The organism is Pseudomonas sp. B35(2017) (assembly GCF_002113645.1).
In the GTDB taxonomy this organism is placed as follows: Bacteria; Pseudomonadota; Gammaproteobacteria; order Pseudomonadales; family Pseudomonadaceae; genus Aquipseudomonas; species Aquipseudomonas ekonensis.
In genome coordinates, this window is record NZ_NEIZ01000007.1 from 134,156 (window position 1) to 152,559 (window position 18,404).

The 18,404-nt window shown below is 64.7% G+C and carries 18 protein-coding genes; 6 read left to right on the forward strand and 12 right to left on the reverse strand.

Annotated features, from left to right (window positions below; translation table 11 throughout):
- Nucleotides 1-25 precede the first annotated feature (25 nt).
- The 6 genes from tauC to CAG41_RS14975 all read right to left on the reverse strand — a co-directional run bounded on the left by tauC (nt 26) and on the right by CAG41_RS14975 (nt 7,425).
- A complete protein-coding gene (gene tauC / locus CAG41_RS14950; RefSeq protein ID WP_085707155.1) occupies nt 26-865 on the reverse strand; it encodes a taurine ABC transporter permease TauC in 840 nt (279 codons plus the stop codon).
- Nucleotides 862-1,656 carry a taurine ABC transporter ATP-binding subunit gene (tauB, locus tag CAG41_RS14955; protein WP_085581978.1) on the reverse strand — a complete coding sequence of 265 codons (795 nt, stop codon included), beginning with the start codon at nt 1,654-1,656 and terminating at the stop codon, nt 862-864. The genes tauC and tauB overlap by 4 nt, the downstream gene beginning before the upstream one ends.
- Before the next feature lie 16 nt (nt 1,657-1,672).
- Nucleotides 1,673-2,650, reverse strand: a complete 978-nt coding sequence (tauA, locus tag CAG41_RS14960) for a taurine ABC transporter substrate-binding protein (protein WP_085707156.1) — start codon at nt 2,648-2,650, stop codon at nt 1,673-1,675.
- 214 nt (nt 2,651-2,864) lie between these two features.
- A complete protein-coding gene (gene gshA / locus CAG41_RS14965) occupies nt 2,865-4,448 on the reverse strand; it encodes a glutamate--cysteine ligase (protein WP_085631899.1) in 1,584 nt (527 codons plus the stop codon).
- Nucleotides 4,449-4,717: 269 nt separating this feature from the next.
- Nucleotides 4,718-5,101 (reverse strand): PaaI family thioesterase, encoded by a 384-nt coding sequence (locus CAG41_RS14970; RefSeq protein WP_085707157.1) that lies wholly within the window; start codon nt 5,099-5,101, stop codon nt 4,718-4,720.
- Nucleotides 5,101-7,425, reverse strand: a complete 2,325-nt coding sequence (locus tag CAG41_RS14975) for a Tex family protein (protein WP_085631901.1) — start codon at nt 7,423-7,425, stop codon at nt 5,101-5,103. Before CAG41_RS14975 ends, CAG41_RS14970 begins: the two co-directional genes overlap by 1 nt.
- 363 nt (nt 7,426-7,788) lie before the next feature.
- Between CAG41_RS14975 and ompR the strand changes: the two genes are divergently transcribed.
- Both ompR and CAG41_RS14985 read left to right on the forward strand, forming a co-directional pair.
- Nucleotides 7,789-8,529, forward strand: a complete 741-nt coding sequence (gene ompR, locus CAG41_RS14980) for a two-component system response regulator OmpR (protein WP_085581968.1) — start codon at nt 7,789-7,791, stop codon at nt 8,527-8,529.
- A 101-nt stretch (nt 8,530-8,630) separates the two neighbouring features.
- Nucleotides 8,631-9,944 carry an ATP-binding protein gene (locus CAG41_RS14985; RefSeq protein WP_085581966.1) on the forward strand — a complete coding sequence of 438 codons (1,314 nt, stop codon included), beginning with the start codon at nt 8,631-8,633 and terminating at the stop codon, nt 9,942-9,944.
- A gap of 153 nt (nt 9,945-10,097) precedes the next feature.
- Here the strand turns inward: CAG41_RS14985 and rimK are convergent, their stop codons facing one another.
- The gene (gene rimK / locus CAG41_RS14990; RefSeq protein WP_065257794.1) at nt 10,098-11,003 is read right to left on the reverse strand and encodes a 30S ribosomal protein S6--L-glutamate ligase; all 906 of its coding nucleotides are present in this window, start codon (nt 11,001-11,003) and stop codon (nt 10,098-10,100) included.
- A complete protein-coding gene (locus CAG41_RS14995; RefSeq protein ID WP_170930020.1) occupies nt 11,000-11,446 on the reverse strand; it encodes an ATP-dependent zinc protease in 447 nt (148 codons plus the stop codon). Before CAG41_RS14995 ends, rimK begins: the two co-directional genes overlap by 4 nt.
- A gap of 211 nt (nt 11,447-11,657) precedes the next feature.
- Here CAG41_RS14995 and CAG41_RS15000 point away from each other — a divergent pair, with 211 nt between their 5' ends.
- On the forward strand, nt 11,658-12,065 hold the full coding sequence (locus CAG41_RS15000) for an RNA-binding S4 domain-containing protein (RefSeq protein WP_085581962.1): 408 nt from the start codon (nt 11,658-11,660) through the stop codon (nt 12,063-12,065).
- An 87-nt stretch (nt 12,066-12,152) separates the two neighbouring features.
- On the opposite strand, the gene CAG41_RS15005 is transcribed toward CAG41_RS15000, so the two are convergent.
- Nucleotides 12,153-12,953 (reverse strand): phosphatase PAP2 family protein, encoded by an 801-nt coding sequence (locus CAG41_RS15005; protein ID WP_085581960.1) that lies wholly within the window; start codon nt 12,951-12,953, stop codon nt 12,153-12,155.
- 103 nt (nt 12,954-13,056) lie between these two features.
- On the opposite strand from CAG41_RS15005, the gene hslO reads away from it, so the two are divergent.
- Both hslO and CAG41_RS15015 read left to right on the forward strand, forming a co-directional pair.
- Nucleotides 13,057-13,959 (forward strand): Hsp33 family molecular chaperone HslO, encoded by a 903-nt coding sequence (gene hslO, locus CAG41_RS15010; RefSeq protein WP_085581958.1) that lies wholly within the window; start codon nt 13,057-13,059, stop codon nt 13,957-13,959.
- 181 nt (nt 13,960-14,140) lie between these two features.
- The gene (locus CAG41_RS15015; protein WP_085581956.1) at nt 14,141-15,682 is read left to right on the forward strand and encodes a phosphoenolpyruvate carboxykinase; all 1,542 of its coding nucleotides are present in this window, start codon (nt 14,141-14,143) and stop codon (nt 15,680-15,682) included.
- 135 nt (nt 15,683-15,817) lie between these two features.
- On the opposite strand, the gene CAG41_RS15020 is transcribed toward CAG41_RS15015, so the two are convergent.
- Nucleotides 15,818-16,945: a hypothetical protein gene (locus CAG41_RS15020; protein WP_085707158.1), complete on the reverse strand. Its 1,128-nt coding sequence runs from the start codon at nt 16,943-16,945 to the stop codon at nt 15,818-15,820.
- 97 nt (nt 16,946-17,042) lie between these two features.
- Nucleotides 17,043-17,330, reverse strand: a complete 288-nt coding sequence (locus CAG41_RS15025) for a hypothetical protein (protein ID WP_170930018.1) — start codon at nt 17,328-17,330, stop codon at nt 17,043-17,045.
- A gap of 283 nt (nt 17,331-17,613) precedes the next feature.
- Between CAG41_RS15025 and CAG41_RS15030 the strand changes: the two genes are divergently transcribed.
- Nucleotides 17,614-18,117, forward strand: coding sequence for a polysaccharide deacetylase (locus tag CAG41_RS15030; protein WP_085631909.1), 504 nt, complete (start codon nt 17,614-17,616; stop codon nt 18,115-18,117).
- A 13-nt stretch (nt 18,118-18,130) separates the two neighbouring features.
- Here the strand turns inward: CAG41_RS15030 and CAG41_RS28830 are convergent, their stop codons facing one another.
- Complete coding sequence (locus CAG41_RS28830) at nt 18,131-18,262, reverse strand: hypothetical protein (protein ID WP_256575526.1); 132 nt, start codon at nt 18,260-18,262, stop codon at nt 18,131-18,133.
- Between the last annotated feature and the right edge of the window lie 142 nt (nt 18,263-18,404).

The window sequence follows — 18,404 nt, forward strand, 5'->3', positions numbered from 1 at the left end:
AGGCCGGCTCCCGCAAGGGAAAAAGTCAGTGGGCCTGGCCGTGCCACGGCACCAGTCTGCGTTGCAGGGCGCGCAGGCCCATTTCCATGGCGAAGGCGATCAGGGCGATGACCAGGATCCCCAGCACCACCACGTCGGTCACCAGGAACTGCGCCGCCGACTGCACCATGAAACCCAGCCCGCTGGTGGCGGCGATCAGTTCGGCGGCGACCAGGGTCGACCAGCCAACGCCAAGGCCGATGCGGATGCCGGTGAGGATGTCCGGCAGGGCGCTGGGCAGGATCACATGGCGGATCAGTTGCCCGCGGGTGGCGCCCAACGACTGGGCGGCCCGCAGCTTGGCCGGGTCGACCGTGCGCACGCCGGTGGCGGTGGCGATCGCGATCGGCGCGAAGATCGCCAGGTAGATCAGCAGCACTTTCGACACCTCGCCGATGCCGCACCAGATCACGATCAGCGGCAGGTAGGCGAGCGGCGGGATCGGCCGGTAGAACTCGATCAGCGGATCGAGCACGCCGCGGGCGATGCGGTTGGCGCCGATGGCGATGCCCACCGGCACGGCGGTCAGGATGGCGAAGCCCAGACCCAGGCCGATGCGGCTCAAGCTGGCGCCCAGGTGCTGCCACAGGGTCGAGTCCATATAGCCGCTGGTGGCCAGCAACCAGCCCTTTTGCAGTACGGCGGCGGGCGGCGGCAGGAACAGCGGTTCGATCAGGCCGGTGGCGGTCACCGCCCACCAGGCCAGCAGCAGGGCGAACAGGGTCAGCACACTGATCCAGCGGGTGCTCAGGCTGCGCCGCGCCGCAATGGACGTCGAGGGTTTGGAAGGTTTCACCGTGGCGGCGGAAACGTCGTAGCTGCTCATGCGCGCTCCTGTAGCCGGACGGCGTTGCGTTGGGAGAACACTTTGCCGAGCACGTGTTCGCGGGTTTCGATGAAGCGCGGGTCGGACTTGATCGACCGCGCCGGTTCGCCGGCGGCGTAGCGCTGGCCGAAGTCCAGGTGCAGGCGTTCGACGATCTGCCCGGGGTTGGGCGCCAGCAGGATCAGGTCGGTGGCGAGGAACACTGCCTCTTCGATGTCGTGGGTGATCAGGAACACCGGTTTGGCGGTGCGTTGCCAGACTTGCAGCAGCAGTTCCTGCATCTGTTCGCGGGTGAAGGCGTCGAGGGCGCCGAAGGGTTCGTCCATCAGCAGCACGCGCGGATCGGCGGCCAGGGCGCGGGCCAGGCCGACACGCTGCTTCTGGCCGCCGGAGAGTTGCCAGACGCGGCGGCTCTCGAAACCGGCCAGGTCCACCAGCGCGAGCATTTCCCGGGCGCGCCGCTCGCGCTTGTCCCGGGGCACGCCGGCCAGTTCGAGCCCGAAGGCCACATTGGCCAGCACGTCCTGCCAGGGCAGCAGGGCGTCGTCCTGGAACACCACGCCGCGTTCGGCGCCCGGCCCCTTGACCGGCACGCCGTCGAGGGTGATGCGCCCGGCGCTGGGGTCGACGAAACCGGCGATCAGGTTCAACAGCGAAGTCTTGCCACTGCCGGACGGGCCGAGGGCCACCAGCAGTTGCCGGGGGCCGAGGGTCAGGGAAATATCCGACAGCACCGGTTCCGGGCTGCCGGGGTACTGTGCGCTGATGCGCTCCAGCGAAAGCAAGGCCATCGCGGTCGACTCCCGATCAGTTGGTGATGTACTGGGCGCTGACGTACGGCGCGTAGTCTGGCAGCACGGCCTCGACCTTGCCTTGCTCCTTGAGGAACACGGCGGTGTCGGTGATGGCCTTGGTGGTCGGCGCGCCGAGGTCGTTGACCTGATCCGCCGCCAGCGGGTAGACGTTGCCTTGCAGCAGCAGCGGAATGTCGCTGGCCTTGGCGCCGGACAGCTTCACCAGCTTGTCGACGTTGCTCGTGTCGGCGAGCCAGGCTTTCGGGTCCTTGCGGTAGTCGGCGTAGGCGTCGAGGGTGACCTTGGCGAACGCGGTGACGATCTCCGGATGCTTCTGCGCGAAGTCCTTGCGCACGATCCACGCATCGAAGGTCGGCGCGCCGAACTTGGCCAGCTCGCCGGAGGTGATCAGCACCTTGCCGTTTTCCTTGGCCACGCCCAGGGCAGGATCCCAGACGTAGGTGGCGTCGATGTCACCGCGTTTCCACGCGGCGATGATCGCCGGTGGCGCGAGGTTGAGCACGGTGACTTTCGACGGGTCGATGTTCCAATGCTTCAGGGCGGCCAGCAGGCTGTAGTGGCCGGTGGAAACGAACGGCACGGCGATTTTCTTGCCGACCAGGTCCTGCGGTGTCTTGATGCCGGTGCCGTCGCGGGCGACCAGCGCTTCGGCGGCGCCGATCTGGGTGGCGATGAGGAACGTCTCCACCGGCACCTTGCGGGTGACCGCGGCGGTCAGCGGGCTGGAGCCGAGGTAGCCGATCTGCACGTCGCCGGAGGCGATGGCGGCGATGATGTCGGCGCCGTTGTCAAACTTGCGCCAGCTGATGTCGGCCTTGGTGGCCTTCTCGTAGGCGCCGTCGGCCTGGGCGACTTTCGCCGGGTCGACGGTGGTCTGGTAGGCGACGGTGAGGTCGGCGGCCTGGGCCAGGAAGCTTGCGGCGGCCAGGGTGGCCACCGCCAGCAGGCGAAGCGGGACATTCAGTTTCATGGGAGAGCTCCTTGTCAGGCCACCGGTCGTCGGCGTGAAAGGAGACTAAATGATCTAAGAATCTAAAAATAAATAACTTTTTAGAATTAACTTATGAGCGGAAAAATCTAAAGGGCCGCCAGGATTCCGCCACCGCGAGCAGGTGCGGCGGCATCACCGCCGTCACCTGTGGGAGCGAGCCTGCTCGCGACAGAATCCGCAGGATCCTCGCAGGCTAGTTGCTGATCGCCAGGATGCTCGCCTGGTAGGCCCCGACGAACACGTCGAAATCGCCGACCTCGTTCTGTTCCAGCTCCGCCTGCTGCTCCAGCGACGAGTGCGCCAGCGCTTCGAACCGGGCCTGCTCCTCGGCGGCAAGGGGCTCGCTGCGGAAGAAATCGGCATGGGCCTGGCTCTGGCGCAGGGAGAACTGCGCGAAGCTTTCCTTGTGCGCGGCCATCGCCGCCAGCACCTGGGCCGACGGCGTCAGCGACGGGTCGCTGACCTTGGCTCGCTGCGCGTCCAGCGCCTTGCCGTGGGCATCGCTGCCCTGGCTGCGGTCCAGCAGGGCCGCCAGCGGCGCGATGTGCTCCAGCAGTTCGCTCGCCCATTGCTTCATGTCCACCGGCTGTCCGTCACGCTGCAGCTGCAGGCCGGGACGGCGGCCTTCCTTGACCACGCTGAGGAAGTTCGACGTGGCGTTGCCGCAGCTGGTGCTGGTCAGCAGCGGGCTGTCGTTGAGCGCGCAGTACAGCAGGAACGCGTCGAGGAAACGCGCCTCGGTGACGTCGATGCCCATCGGCAGGAACGGGTTGATGTCCAGGCAGCGCACTTCGACGTACTGGATCCCGCGGGCCATCAGCGCCTGGATCGGCCGTTCGCCGGTGTAGGTCACGCGTTTGGGGCGGATGTTGGAGTAGTACTCGTTTTCGATCTGCAGGATGTTGGTGTTCAGCTGCACCCACTCGCCGTCCTGGTGCGTGCCGATCTCGACGTACGGCGCATACGGCGTGGCGACGGCCTTGCGCAGGCTGTCGGTGTAGCTGGACAGATCGTTGTAGCACGGCGTCAGGCCGGCCTGGGCATTGCTCTGGTAACCCAGGTCGCTCATGCGCAGGCTGGTGGCGTAGGGCAGGTACAGGGTGTCCGGATCGAGCTGTTCGAGCTGGTGCGGGCGGCCGCGCAGGAAGCCTGCGTCCAGCGCAGGCGAGGCGCCGAACAGGTACATCAGCAGCCAGCTGTAGCGGCGGAAATTGCGGATCAGGGCGATGTAGGACGCGGACTGGAAGTCGCGGTCGCTGCCTTCGAAGCCCTCGGTCTGCTTGAGCAGCGGCCAGAGCCCTTCCGGCAGGGAGAAGTTGTAGTGGATCCCGGCGATGCACTGCATGGTCTTGCCGTAGCGCAGCGCCAGGCCCTGACGGTAGACGTACTTGAGCCGACCGATGTTGGAGGTGCCGTAGTACGCGATCGGGATGTCTTCTTCGGCCGGCAGCGGGCACGGCATCGACGGACTCCACAGGTACTCGTTGCCGAGCTTGCTGTAGGCGAAGCGGTGGATGCGCTCCAGGCTGGCCAGGGTGTCGGCCGGGTCGGGCAGGGCAGGCGTGATGAACTCCAGCAGCGACTCGGAATAGTCGGTGGTGATCTGTTCGTTGGTCAGCGCGGAACCCAGGGCCTCGGGATGCGGCGTCTGCGCCAGGCGGCCCTCGCCGGTCACGCGCAGGCATTCACGTTCGATGCCGTGCAGGCACTGCTTGAGCAGGGAGAGGTTGGCGCGCTCGCCGAGCAGGGCCAGGCGGCGGTTGAGAAGTTCGCTCAATTTGGATTCCTTCACGCGTCAGTCGCCCCAATATGGGGGTGGGCAGGACGGTCTACAAGGGTGAAGTTGAAACTGGCGTTTTCGCCTGGTTTTGGAGCGGCAGGCCGTTTGCCGGTCAGTCAAGAACTGCACATTCCCTGTGGGAGCGAGCCTGCTCGCGAAGGCGGTGTGTCAGCCAGCACTTTCGTTGCTGATGCACCCTCTTCGCGAGCAGGCTCGCTCCCACAGGTTTCGTTGCGCCGAAATTAACCCAAATCGGTGACGGCTAGCTACAGGACAGCGAACGTGCCTTGCGCTTTTGCGACCAGCTTGTCGCCCTGCATCACGTCGGCCTCGACCACCAGCGTGCGCCGGCCCGGGTGGATCACCCGGGCCGTGCACAGCACCTCGCCGTCGGACACGGCGCGGATGTAGTTGATCTTGCACTCGATGGTCGCGCTCTGCTGGTCGAAGCCGTGGGTGCTGGAGCAAGCCAGCCCCATGGCGATGTCGACCAGGCTGAACAGCGCGCCGCCGTGCAGCTTGCCGCCACGGTTGCGCAGCGGCGGCTCCAGCGCCAGGGCGACTTGCGCCACCCCGGTCTCCAGGCTGTGCAGACGGCAGCCCAACAGCTTGAAGAACGCGCTCTCGACGAGCCAGGCGGGAATGTCCATCACTTCTTCTTCAACTGCTTGGCGTTGGCGAACAGGGACGCCATGGCGTTGTTGGCCGGTGCGGCGGTGGCGGTTTCCTTGCGCGGCGCGTTGTTCGAACCCTGGCGCGGCGCCGAGCCCGGACGCGAGCCGCGGGCGCCGTCGATCTTCTCGCCCGGCGTGTCGCTCATGCGCATCGACAGGCCGACGCGTTTGCGCGGGATGTCGACTTCCATGACCTTGACCTTCACCACGTCGCCGGCCTTCACCGCCTCGCGCGGATCCTTGATGAACTTCTCCGACAGGGCCGAGATGTGCACCAGGCCGTCCTGGTGCACGCCGATGTCGACGAACGCACCGAACGCCGTGACGTTGGTCACCACGCCTTCGAGGATCATCCCCGGCTGCAGGTCCTTGAGGTCTTCGACGCCTTCCTGGAACTCGGCGGTCTTGAACTCCGGACGCGGGTCGCGGCCCGGCTTGTCCAGTTCCTGGAGGATGTCGGTGACGGTCGGCAGGCCGAAGGTCTCGTCGGTGAATTTCTTCGGGTCCAGGCGCTTGAGGAACCCGGTGTCGCCGATCAGCGAGCGGATGTCGCGGTCGGTCTCGGCGGCGATGCGCTTGACCAGCGGATAGGCTTCCGGGTGCACGGCCGATGCGTCCAGCGGGTTGTCGCCGTTCATCACGCGCAGGAAGCCGGCGGCCTGTTCGAAGGTTTTCTCGCCCAGGCGCGCGACTTTCTTCAGCGCGGCGCGGGTCTTGAACGCGCCGTGCTCGTCACGGTGGGCGACGATGTTCTGCGCCAGGGTGGCGTTGAGGCCGGAGATCCGCGCCAGCAGGGCCACGGACGCGGTGTTCACGTCCACGCCTACGGCGTTCACGCAGTCCTCGACCACGGCGTCCAGGCTGCGCGCCAGCTTCAGCTGCGACACGTCGTGCTGGTACTGGCCGACGCCGATGGATTTCGGATCGATCTTCACCAGCTCCGCCAGCGGATCCTGCAGGCGGCGGGCGATGGACACCGCGCCGCGGATCGACACGTCCAGGTCCGGGAATTCCTTCGCGGCCAGTTCCGAGGCCGAGTACACCGACGCGCCGGCCTCGGACACCATGACCTTGGTCATCTTCATGGCCGGGTATTTCTTGATCAGCTCGATGGCCAGCTTGTCGGTCTCACGGCTGGCGGTGCCGTTGCCGATGGCGATCAGGTCGACCGAGTGCTTGGCACACAGGGCCGCCAGGATGGCCAGGGTCTGGTCCCACTTGTTGTGCGGCACGTGCGGGTAGACCGTGGCGTGATCCAGCAGCTTGCCGGTGGCATCGACCACCGCGACCTTGCAGCCGGTGCGCAGGCCCGGGTCCAGGCCCAGGGTCGCGCGCGGGCCGGCCGGGGCGGCCAGCAGCAGGTCGTGCAGGTTGTGGGCGAACACGTTGATCGCTTCGGTCTCGGCGCCGTCGCGCAGTTCGCCGAGCAGGTCGGTCTCAAGGTGAGTGTAGAGCTTGACCTTCCAGGTCCAGCGCACCACCTCGCCCAGCCATTTGTCCGCGGGGCGGTTCTGGTTCTGGATGCCGACGTGCTGGCCGATCATGCCTTCGCACGGGTGCAGGGTGCCCGGCAGTTCCTCGCCGACCTTCAGGGCCGAGCTGAGGATGCCTTCGTTGCGGCCGCGGAAGATCGCCAGGGCGCGGTGCGACGGCATGCTCTTGAGCGGCTCGTCGTGTTCGAAGTAGTCGCGGAACTTGGCGCCTTCCTCTTCCTTGCCGGCGATCACGCGGGCGCTGATCGTGGCTTCCTGCTTGAGGAAGGAGCGCAGTTTCTCCAGCAGGCCCGCGTCTTCGGCGAAGCGTTCCATGAGGATGTACTTGGCGCCCTCCAGGGCGGCCTTGGCGTCGGCCACGCCTTTGTCGGCGTCGATGAAGCGGGCGGCTTCGACTTCCGGCGCCAGCGACGGGTCGTTGAACAGGCCGTCGGCCAGTTCGCCGAGGCCGGCTTCCAGGGCGATCTGGCCCTTGGTGCGGCGCTTCTGCTTGTACGGCAGGTACAGGTCTTCGAGGCGGGTCTTGGTGTCGGCGAGCTTGATGTCGCGTTCGAGTGCGGGGGTGAGCTTGCCCTGCTCCTGGATGCTGGCGAGGATGCTGACGCGCCGTTCGTCGAGTTCGCGCAGGTAGCGCAGGCGCTCTTCCAGATGACGCAGCTGAGTGTCATCGAGGCTGCCGGTCACTTCTTTCCGGTATCGGGCGATGAAGGGAACGGTAGAGCCTTCATCGAGTAGCGCGACGGCCGCTTCGACCTGTTGCGGGCGTACGCCGAGTTCCTCGGCGATGCGGCTGTTGATGCTGTCCATAAAACCACCTGACAAATTGTGAAAGCAGGTCCGCAGGCGCGAAGGATGAGGGCCCGGAACCTGGTTGTGCGGCCTGGCGCTTGCCGCTGCCTGGGCCAAGGGAGCAGACCATTGACCCGTGAAACCGAACGATTACTGCGGTGGACATGAAAAATAGGGCTTGGCCACCAACGGTAACGATTCAGACGTTGCCTGGCACAAAAGGCCGCGCATTATAACCGGCGTTCTGTCATTCGGGGGCGTCGGGCCGTGTAGGCACAAGCCCCGGTTTTCTGGCAGTGAAGGAAAAATCTGCTAACAATGCACACGGTGCGTATAACGGCAGCTACGCCATAATGCGCGCCGAGCTAAAAGGAGCATCCAATGAGCAGCACTGCACAAACTGCTGAAGGCGAAAAAATTCTCATCGTTGACGACGATCCGGGGCTGAGCAGCCTGCTGGAGCGCTTTTTCGTCAGCAAGGGCTACCGTGCCCGTGCCGTACCGAACACCGAGCAGATGGACCGTCTGCTGTCCCGCGAAGTGTTCAACCTGGTCGTCCTCGACCTGATGCTGCCAGGCGAAGACGGCTTGACCGCATGCCGCCGCCTGCGGGCCGCGAACAATCAGATTCCGATCATCATGCTCACCGCCAAGGGCGACGAGCTGAGCCGCATCAAGGGCCTGGAACTGGGCGCCGACGATTACCTGGCCAAGCCGTTCAACCCCGACGAGCTGATGGCCCGCGTCAAGGCCGTGCTGCGCCGTCAGGCTCCGGCCGTGCCGGGCGCACCGGGCAGCGAAGACGAAAACGTCACCTTCGGCGATTACGTGCTGTCCCTGGCCACCCGCGAACTCAAGCGCGGTGACGAAGTGCACATGCTGACCACCGGCGAATTCGCGGTGCTCAAGGCACTGGTGATGAACGCCCGCCAGCCGCTGACCCGCGACAAGCTGATGAACCTGGCCCGTGGCCGGGAATGGGATGCGCTGGAGCGCTCCATCGACGTGCAGATTTCCCGTCTGCGCCGGATGATCGAACCCGATCCGTCCAAACCGCGCTACATCCAGACCGTCTGGGGCGTGGGCTATGTGTTCGTGCCGGACGGCAACTCCACCAAGTGACCGGTGATCTGCAGTAGCGGGTCTGGCGGATGTTCGCCGGCAGACTCGCCCTCCGCAATGTGCGAGCATGGCTCGCTCCTGCAAGCGTGTAGCGGCTATTCATGAAGACCCCCGTCTGGTTCCCCCAAAGTTTCTTTTCCCGCACCTTGTGGCTGGTGCTCATCGTCGTGCTGTTCTCCAAGGCCCTGACCCTGGTGTACCTGCTGATGAACGAGGACGTGCTGGTGGACCGCCAATACAGCCACGGCGTCGCCCTGACGCTGCGCGCCTATTGGGCGGCCGACGAAGAGAACCGCGCGAAGATCGCCGATGCCGCGACCCTGATCCGGGTGGTGGGCGCCGGGGTGCCGGAAGGCGAGCAGCATTGGCCGTACAGCGAGATCTACCAGCGGCAGATGCAGGCCGAACTCGGCGCCGACACCGAAGTGCGGCTGCGCATGCATTCGCCGCCGGCCTTGTGGGTGCGGGCGCCGAGCCTGGGCGACGGCTGGCTGAAGGTGCCGCTGTACCCGCACCCGTTGCGCGGGCAGAAGATCTGGAACGTGCTCGGCTGGTTCCTGGCCATCGGGCTGCTGTCCACCGCGTCGGCGTGGATCTTCGTCAGCCAGCTCAACCAGCCGCTCAAGCGCCTGGTCTATGCCGCCCGGCAACTCGGCCAGGGCCGCAGCGTGCGGCTGCCGATCAGCGACACCCCCAGCGAGATGACCGAGGTGTACCGCGCCTTCAACCAGATGGCCGAAGACGTGGAGCAGGCCGGCCGCGAGCGCGAACTGATGCTGGCCGGGGTTTCCCATGACCTGCGCACGCCGCTCACCCGGTTGCGGCTGTCGCTGGAACTGATGGGCGACCGCACCGACCTCACCAACGACATGGTGCGCGACATCGAAGACATGGACGCGATCCTCGACCAGTTCCTGGCCTTCATCCGTGACGGACGGGACGAGACGGTGGAGGAGGTGGACCTGAGCGACCTGGTGCGCGAGGTGGCGGCGCCCTACAACCAGAACGAAGAAAAGGTGCGCCTGCGCCTGGAGCCGATCCAGCCGTTCCCGCTGCGCCGGGTGTCGATGAAGCGCCTGCTCAATAACCTGATCGGCAACGCGCTGAACCATGCCGGCAGCGGCGTGGAGGTGGCGGCCTACGTGTCCGGCGACACCAGCGCTCCGTATGTGGTGCTGAGCGTGATGGACCGCGGGGCGGGGATCGACCCGGCGGAGCTGGAGGCGATCTTCAACCCGTTCACCCGCGGCGACCGCGCACGGGGCGGCAAGGGCACCGGGCTGGGCCTGGCGATCGTCAAGCGGATCGCTTCGATGCACGGCGGCAACGTGGAACTGCGCAACCGCTCCGGCGGCGGGCTGGAGGCGCGGGTGCGGTTGCCGTTGGGGTTGATGCTGCCGCGGGATGCGGTCTAGCGGGCCGGATCTTCCGTGGGACTGAGGGCCTCATCGCGAGCAGGCTCGCTCCCACATTGATCTGGGGCGTTCACAGCCGTCGTGAACGGCGCGGAATCTGTGGGAGCGAGCCTGCCCGCGATGGCGGCCTTGCGGCCGCCCCTTCTGTGAAGGTCAGCCTTTGCCCTTGGTGCGGGTCATGTTCGGCCCGCCGTTCTTCTCGAGGTGTTCGATGATGATCCCGGCCACGTTCTTGCCGGTGGTGGTCTCGATCCCTTCCAGACCGGGCGAGGAGTTCACCTCCATCACCAGCGGCCCGTGATTGGAGCGCAGGATGTCCACGCCGGCCACGGTCAGCCCCATCACCTTGGCGGCCCGCAGGGCGGTCATGCGTTCCTCGGGGGTGATCTTGATCAGGCTGGCGCTGCCGCCGCGGTGCAGGTTGGAGCGGAACTCCCCCGGCTTGGCCTGGCGCTTCATCGCCGCGATCACCTTGTCGCCGACCACGAAGCAGCGGATGTCCGCGCCGCCGGCTTCCTTGATGTATTCCTGCACCATGATGTTCTGCTTCAGGCCCATGAACGCCTCGATCACGGACTCGGCGGCGGTCGCGGTTTCGCACAGCACCACGCCGATGCCCTGGGTGCCTTCCAGCACCTTGATCACCAGGGGGGCGCCGTTGACCATGTCGATCAGGTCGGGAATGTCGTCCGGCGAGTGGGCGAAGCCGGTCACCGGCAGGCCGATGCCGCGGCGCGACAGCAGCTGCAGCGAACGCAGCTTGTCCCGCGAACGGGCGATGGCCACCGATTCGTTGAGCGGAAACACCCCCATCATCTCGAACTGACGCAACACCGCGCAGCCGTAGAACGTCACCGACGCGCCGATCCGCGGGATCACCGCGTCGAAGCCTTCCAGCGGCTTGCCGCGGTAGTGGATCTGCGGCTTGTGGCTGGCGATGTTCATGTAGGCGCGCAAGGTGTCGATCACCACCATTTCATGCCCGCGTTCGGTTCCGGCTTCGACCAGACGGCGGGTGGAATACAGACGCGGGTTCCGCGACAGCACAGCGATCTTCATGCAACACCTGTGGAGGAGGTAGATACCGGGAACACCGGCTTGTCTTGTACATACTTGACGCCCGGACTGACCACCAACTGACCGTCGATCAGGGCTTTGGAACCGAGCAGCAGGCGATAGCGCATGGACTTGCGGCAGGCGAGGGTGAATTCGACCGGCCAGACCCGGTCGCCCAGGGCCAGGGTGGTGCTGATCACGTAGCGCACCTGGGCCTGGCCGTTGGAGCTCTTGATGGTCTTTCGGGTGACCAGCGGTGCTTCGCAGCGCCGGTGGCGCAGTTGCACCACCGTGCCCAGGTGCGCGGTGAAGCGCACCCACTTCTCGCCGTCGCGCTCGAACGGCTCGATGTCGGTGGCGTGGAGGCTGGAGGTGCTGGCGCCGGTGTCGATCTTCGCCCGCAGGCCCGCCACTCCCAGATCCGGGAGCGCCACCCACTCGCGCAGACCGACGACGGTCAAATGGTCAAATGTCTTCAAAAAAATGCTCAGCCGGTGAGACCGTCCGGCCCGGGGGCCGCAATGGCGGTATTCACGCAGAATAAGGGTTAAAAGGCGACAGATATCTGCGGGCCGGATTGTAATCCGGGACGGCGCCGTTCATGGCACGACAGAAACGGTAGTACAGTTCACCAATATTTCAGAATGAGGAAAATCCATGGCACAAAAAAGCGAAGAGGACGACAAGGTCCGTCTCGACAAATGGCTGTGGGCGGCGCGGTTCTACAAAACCCGTGCGTTGGCCAAGGCGGCCATCGAGAGCGGCAAGGTGCATTGTCGGGGGGAGCGTTGCAAGCCTGGCAAAGAGCCACGCATCGGCGATGAATTCGAGATCCGCACCGGCTTCGATGAACGCACGGTGGTGGTTCAGGCCTTGTCGATCGTGCGCCGCGGCGCGCCCGAGGCGCAGACGCTGTATGCCGAGACCGACGCCAGCGTCGCCAAGCGCGAAGCGGCAGCGGCGATGCGCAAGGCCGGCGCGCTGGGGGTGAGCACCGACGGCAAGCCGAGCAAGAAACAGCGGCGGGATCTGTTCAAGTTTCGTGGGAGCAGCAGCGGCGAATAGCGCCGCTGTTTCGTTGGATTCAGGGCAGGCCCGGTCGAACGCTGTTCGACCAGTGCGGGAGCGAGCCTGCCCGCAACCGAGGCAGTATCAGACGCCGCGCACCACACTCATCCGCGACACCACCGGCAACTTGCCCAGCAGGGCGAAGACCGGCGCCGTCACCTTCAGCCAGAAGTTCGCGGCATGGTGCGCGAACGGCGTGTAGTAGCCCCAGCCCAGCGCCCACACGGCCAGCAGCAGACCGCCGATGTAGTCGTCCTGGCCCCAATGCGCGCCGGCCACCAGCCGCGGCAGCATGAACAGCAGCGCCAGGCCCCAGACCGTCAGGCGCTGGCCGGCGGTGCGGCTGAACACGCCCATGAACAGCGCCCAGATCAGCAGCACCGAAGCGTGGTCACCGGGGAAGCTCTGGCTCGAACGGTCCTTCAGCTCCCAGGTCTTTTCCAGGTGCGGGAAGAAATCGCTGATGTGCACCGCCCCCTCCAGCACCATCGACGGGCTGCTGTGCTGCCAGCCCATGTGGTCGGCGAACTTGGAGAACAGGGCGCGGATGACCACCATCAGCAGCAGGATCGAGAAGAAACCGAAGAAGGCGCGGCGCACGTCGGTGGCCTTGAAGACCCAGTCGCCCTTGATCAGCAGTGTCAGGAGGATCAGGCCGACCACGATGTCGAAAGGGCGCAGACTTGCAATTGCCCAGATGTGGAGCCATATGGGGTTGCTGGCCAATGGCGCGTTGAGTGAGCGGAACAGCCACTCGTCGAAAACCGAACACAGCATCTGGCCCGTAGGCCATAACCAGAAAGCCAGCAGTGCCAACGGCACCGCGTTGCACAGAACCAGCCGGCCGAGGTTCCACCTTGATTGGAACAAACCCGGATTGTTCATAAAATGCCTCCCGTGGCAGAACAGGCGCACCAAAAAGGGTGCCAAGAAGCGCAAATTTTCATCTTTTGTAACCATTTTGTCATCTTATTCAGATACCGAGCCCATGACCGATTTCCCGGATACCGACTACACCCAACGCTTCATCTTCGATGACAGCGACACCCGCGGCGAACTGGTGGCGCTGGAGCGCAGTTACGCCGAAGTCCTCGCCAAGCACCCCTATCCGGAGCCGGTGGCGCAGCTGCTGGGCGAGCTCATGGCGGCCGCCTCGCTGCTGGTGGGCACCCTCAAATTCGACGGTCTGCTGATCCTTCAGGCCCGCTCCGAAGGCCCGGTGCCGCTGCTGATGATCGAGTGCTCCAGCGAGCGCGAGATCCGTGGCCTGGCCCGCTACCACGCCGATCAGATCGCGCCGAACGCGTCCCTGGCCGACCTGATGCCCAACGGCGTGCTGGCCCTGACCGTCGACCCGACCGCCGGCCAGCGCTACCAAGGCATCGTCGACCTCGACGGCGAGACCCTGTCCGACTGCTTCACCAACTACTTCGTCATGTCCCAGCAGGTGGGCACCCGCTTCAAGCTGTACGCCGACGGCCGTCGCGCCCGTGGCCTGCTGCTGCAGCAACTGCCGGCCGACCGCCTGAAGGACGAAGAGGAGCGCGCCGCGAGCTGGCAGCACATCACTGCGCTGGCCAGCACCCTGACCGCCGACGAACTGCTGAGCCTGGACAACGAAACCGTGCTCCATCGCCTCTACCATGAAGAGCAGGTGCGCCTGTTCGATGTGCAGAAACTGCGTTTCCGCTGCAGCTGCTCCCGGGAGCGTTCGGGCAATGCGCTGGTCAGTCTGGGTCTTGAGGATGCGCAGCAGTTGGTGGCCGAACACGGCGGCCAGGTCGAGATCGATTGCCAGTTCTGCAACGAGCGCTACCTGTTCGACGCGGCGGACATCGCTCAATTGTTCGCCGGCGCGGGTGTCGAGACACCGTCAGATACCCGGCACTAAAACGGTTCAGCGCAGGTAAATTCACTGCCCGGCGACGGATTAACGCCGTTACGACGGGAGGGCCCTACTCTTTTTGGGCTTTTCTGGCATAATCCGGCGCACTTTTTTCGCGGTAGTAGTGCACGACTTTCTACTACAAAACGTTTGGAGCACACTCGGCCACTGGCCGACGGGGAAACTCATGACGCAAGCCAATAACGCCGTGTACACCGATCTGAGTGTTGATGATCTGGTAAAAGAAGCCCTGAAACGCGGTGAGGGCGAGCTTGCCGATACCGGCGCCCTGGTTGTCCGCACCGGTCACCGCACCGGCCGTTCGCCAGTCGACCGTTTCATCGTTGAAGAGCCTTCCACCCAGGCCGCCATCGCCTGGGGCCCGATCAACCGCAAGTTCCCGGCCGACAAGTTCGACGCGCTGTGGGCCCGGGTCGAAGCCTTCAACAATGCGCAAGAGCACTTCGTTTCCCACGTGCATGTAGGTGCGGCGGCCGAGCACTACCTGGCCGTGAAGATGACCACCCAGACCGCCTGGCAGAACCTGTTCGGCCGTTGCCTGTTCATCAACCCTGCGCAATACAACCCGGCCGGCCGCGACGAGTGGCAAGTGCTCAACGTCGCCAACTTCGAGTGCGTGCCGGAGCGTGACGGCACCAACTCCGACGGTTGCGTGATCATCAACTTCGCCCAGAAGAAAGTGCTGATCGCCGGCATGCGTTACGCCGGTGAAATGAAGAAAGCCATGTTCTCCGTGCAGAACTTCCTGCTGCCGGCCGCCGACGTGCTGCCGATGCACTGCGCCGCCAACATCGGCGAAGAAGGCGACGTGACCCTGTTCTTCGGTCTGTCCGGCACCGGCAAGACCACCCTGTCCGCCGACGAAAGCCGTTACCTGATCGGTGACGACGAACACGGCTGGGGCGAAGGCGTGGTGTTCAACATCGAAGGCGGTTGCTATGCCAAGTGCATCGACCTGTCCGAGAAGAACGAGCCGGTGATCTGGAAAGCCATCAAGCACGGCGCGGTGCTGGAGAACGTCGTCATCGACGACGCCAAGCACGCCGACTACGCCGATGTCAGCCTGACCCAGAACAGCCGCGCAGCCTACCCGCTGGAGCACGTCGCCAAGCGTTCCGAGAAGAACCTGGGCGGCGAGCCGAACGCCGTGATCTTCCTGACCTGCGACCTGACCGGCGTTCTGCCGCCGGTGTCGATCCTGAACAACGAGCAGGCGGCCTACCACTTCCTGTCCGGCTACACCGCTCTGGTGGGCTCGACTGAAATGGGTTCGGGCAGCGGCATCAAGTCGACCTTCTCCACCTGCTTCGGCGCACCGTTCTTCCCGCGTCCGGCAGGCGAGTACGCCGAGCTGCTGATCAAGCGCATCAAGGGCTTCAACTCCAAGGTCTACCTGGTCAACACCGGCTGGACCGGCGGTGGCTACGGCGTCGGCAAACGCTTCAACATCCCGACCACCCGTGCGGTGATCGCAGCGATCCAGAGCGGCGCGCTGATCGGTGCCGAAACCGAGCACCTGGACACCATCAACCTGGACGTGCCGCTGGCCGTGCCGGGCGTCGAAACCAACCTGCTCAACCCGCGCAACACCTGGGCTGACAAGGCTGCCTACGACGAAGCCGCCAAAGCGTTGGCCGGTCTGTTCATCGAGAACTTCAAGAAGTTCGAAGTGAGCGACGCGATCAAGGCTGCCGGGCCGAAGCTGTAAGGTCTGGTTCTGCGCATGAAGAAGCCGCCCCTTGGGGCGGCTTTTTTGTGGGCGTCTTCCTTGCCGGATCTTGCCCGCGGCTCGGCGGGCAACGCTGCCCCGCGGGCGGGAAACGACTGTCCGGTGCTATGCACATCAACGGATGTGCCGGTAAGCCTCCACATCCAGCACGCTGGTCGTCAGCCCGCTGCCCGGCGCGTAGATCCCGCCCTTTACCGCCGAGAACCTGACGCCGTTGCTGCCCAGCGAGACATAGCGCTCGCCTTCGTCCAGCTCGGTGAACCAAGTGTAGGAGCATTTCTCCATGAGCTTGTACTTGGCCGCGTCGCGCACCATCGCGTCGCCGTGGCCCTTGAGGGTGGCATCGCTCAGCTTGAGGGGCTTGCTCAACGGGGTGCCCCAGCGTTGCAGGCACACTTCGGCGAAGTGGCGAACCATCAGGCCTGGTTCGGGCAAGGCCTTGGGGCCGCTGACGCCGTCGGCGGACGCGTTGCCGACCAGGGTGGCGTGGCGGCCGGGCATCGGGTAGACATGGGTGCGGGTGCCGACGGCGGTTTGCGGGATCACGCAACTGAAGCCTTTGGAGCGTTCGTCCCGGGCATAGAACCCGACGTACTCCTTCACGTTGCGGTTGAGCTTTACCCGGTGCTCCTGAAAGTTGCCGATCCCCGGCACCGGATCAATGGCGAAGATGTTCACCGGAATGTGGGCAAGTTGCGCATCGTTGTACATCGCATTGGCCAGCATATGGCAACTGATGCCTCCCCGGCTCCAGCCCACGAGATTGACCTGGGTGGGAATGACGCCGTCCTTGCGGAAGGTCTTGATGATCTGTTCCTGAAGGGCTTGTTGGGTAATGCTGCGTTCGCCGTAGTTGTACTTTCGCCAGAACCAGGATCCTTCGGTCTTCACGTCTTCGATGGGAATGCCGGCCGCCTTGAGGCGGTTGTACTCGGCCTCCGTCAGCCGCTGGCGCTGCCAGGTGCATTTGCCCTTGATGACATTGATCGCATGCTGGACGTTCTCCTCCCAGCCTTTGCCGAACAGCGTGCCGCTGAGCCCGTAGTCCTTGTTCTGCACAAACAGTTCGTCGGCCTGCAGGTTGCCGGTGCCGGGGCCGTCGATCACGATCCACTCGGCGAACTCGCGGCCGGTGTGACGGGAGGCGAGGGAGGACACCAACTCGCCGTCCCAGTAGTTGGCATGGGTCGTGTCGAGCCGGGTCGAGCCTGTGCCGCAGAAGAAAATGGTCAAAGTTGTCATGACGTTGCTCTTGTTTGATGTAAGAGCAAGCAGGCTAGTGGTCACCGTTCTGCGGTTGAAGCGATGGATTATTGCCGGGTTTGTGCCGCCTATTGAGTTAGCCGGTATGCCTTAGTTGCTGTTTTGCGACTTCAAGTAGTTCACAACCGTCTTGCGTCAACAAATAAAGGGCATTGACGATGTTGGGGATGTCTTTGACATCCGCTTGCTTGAAACACATGCAGTAAAGGGTTTCCAGCAGATCGCTGGCGGCGCGGATGCGCTGTTGCGCCGCGTCGAGCAGATCGCCGTGGCGGGCCTCGGTGTCGATGACCAGTGTCGGGCTGTCGTTGTAACTGGTCTTGAGGGGACGATAGCGGTCGGGCATCGGGTTGAACGTGTTCATGGCTCGGAGGTGTCCTGTACGAAGTCACGCTTCAGTTGCGCCGGCCACTATAGGAGTGCGGGTGAAGGTGGGACAAGACAGCCGCAATGGACAGACTTTGTAAGGGTTTTACCGGGGATTGAGGATTTGCCCTACGCGTTTTCGCGGCTTTTCAGGGCTAAACCCTTAGCGGTCAAATTTCCTACCCGATTCTCAGGCGATTCTTGTGAAACCTCTGTATGGTGCGCGCCAGAATCCGTAGGGCGTTTCCGTGCGTCCGATACACGCTTGAAGGGAATTGAGTATGCAATGGCTAAGAATGGCCTCGATCTTGTTGTTGTGGTTAGGCGCTTGCCACCCGGGCATCGCTTCCGACGCGGGCAAGGCGCTGGTGCTGACGAATCTTGAGCGCAGCGGCTGGCCGGACGCCCTGACCAGCCAGGCGAACGTCGATACGGCCTCCCGTGCCGAAGTGCTGATGTTCGCCAAGGCCTTGCTGGCCAGCGAGGCGCTGGACGAGCAGGGGCTGAAGCGGCGCCTGGAGGTGCCGCAGGTGCGCCTGGAGTCGATCCGCCGGGTGCGCGACGGCCTGTGGGAAGGCTTGCTGGGCACCTACCGCAACGCCAGCCTGAACTGCGACGGACAAGCGTTTTGCCCGCGGGTGCGCAATGTCGCCGACCTGCGCCAGTTGGCGGCGGCGTTCACCGGCGACATCAGCCCTGCCCATGCGCTGTGGGCCAGCCGCAGCCAAGGCCTGCATGAGCAGACGGTGAACGAGCAACTGCGGGTGGCCTCGCTGCAGCCCTGACGTGCGGCGGGCTCTACGCCGTGCCGGCGGATGCGGGATCCGCGAGCCCGGCCTGGGGCTGGAAGTCCTCGGGGATCGGTACGCAGCCGTTCAGCAGCGGCGGTGCGATGAGCAAGGCGAGGGTCAAGGTCAGTCTGTGCAGCATGAACGATTCCTTTGCGGATGACGTGCGCACATCCGCCGTCATGGCGCGATGCAGGTAAACGCAGGTCAATGGGCGGCCACCCTAGCCTCCGTCCGGCGCGTCGGCGAGCGGCAAAGTGTGTCTTTTGATGCAGGCGCCGATG

Excerpts from the sequence above, each read along its gene's own strand:
- tauC (WP_085707155.1), bottom strand. The coding sequence starts at position 865 with ATGAGCAGCTACGACGTTTCCGCCGCCACGGTGAAACCTTCCAAACCC.
- tauB (WP_085581978.1), bottom strand. The coding sequence starts at position 1,656 with ATGGCCTTGCTTTCGCTGGAGCGCATCAGCGCACAGTACCCCGGCAGC.
- tauA (WP_085707156.1), bottom strand. The coding sequence starts at position 2,650 with ATGAAACTGAATGTCCCGCTTCGCCTGCTGGCGGTGGCCACCCTGGCC.
- CAG41_RS14970 (WP_085707157.1), bottom strand. The coding sequence starts at position 5,101 with ATGGACATTCCCGCCTGGCTCGTCGAGAGCGCGTTCTTCAAGCTGTTG.
- CAG41_RS14975 (WP_085631901.1), bottom strand. The coding sequence starts at position 7,425 with ATGGACAGCATCAACAGCCGCATCGCCGAGGAACTCGGCGTACGCCCG.
- ompR (WP_085581968.1), top strand. The coding sequence starts at position 7,789 with ATGAGCAGCACTGCACAAACTGCTGAAGGCGAAAAAATTCTCATCGTT.
- CAG41_RS14985 (WP_085581966.1), top strand. The coding sequence starts at position 8,631 with ATGAAGACCCCCGTCTGGTTCCCCCAAAGTTTCTTTTCCCGCACCTTG.
- rimK (WP_065257794.1), bottom strand. The coding sequence starts at position 11,003 with ATGAAGATCGCTGTGCTGTCGCGGAACCCGCGTCTGTATTCCACCCGC.
- CAG41_RS15000 (WP_085581962.1), top strand. The coding sequence starts at position 11,658 with ATGGCACAAAAAAGCGAAGAGGACGACAAGGTCCGTCTCGACAAATGG.
- CAG41_RS15005 (WP_085581960.1), bottom strand. The coding sequence starts at position 12,953 with ATGAACAATCCGGGTTTGTTCCAATCAAGGTGGAACCTCGGCCGGCTG.
- hslO (WP_085581958.1), top strand. The coding sequence starts at position 13,057 with ATGACCGATTTCCCGGATACCGACTACACCCAACGCTTCATCTTCGAT.
- CAG41_RS15015 (WP_085581956.1), top strand. The coding sequence starts at position 14,141 with ATGACGCAAGCCAATAACGCCGTGTACACCGATCTGAGTGTTGATGAT.
- CAG41_RS15020 (WP_085707158.1), bottom strand. The coding sequence starts at position 16,945 with ATGACAACTTTGACCATTTTCTTCTGCGGCACAGGCTCGACCCGGCTC.
- CAG41_RS15025 (WP_170930018.1), bottom strand. The coding sequence starts at position 17,330 with ATGAACACGTTCAACCCGATGCCCGACCGCTATCGTCCCCTCAAGACC.
- CAG41_RS15030 (WP_085631909.1), top strand. The coding sequence starts at position 17,614 with ATGCAATGGCTAAGAATGGCCTCGATCTTGTTGTTGTGGTTAGGCGCT.
- CAG41_RS28830 (WP_256575526.1), bottom strand. The coding sequence starts at position 18,262 with ATGCTGCACAGACTGACCTTGACCCTCGCCTTGCTCATCGCACCGCCG.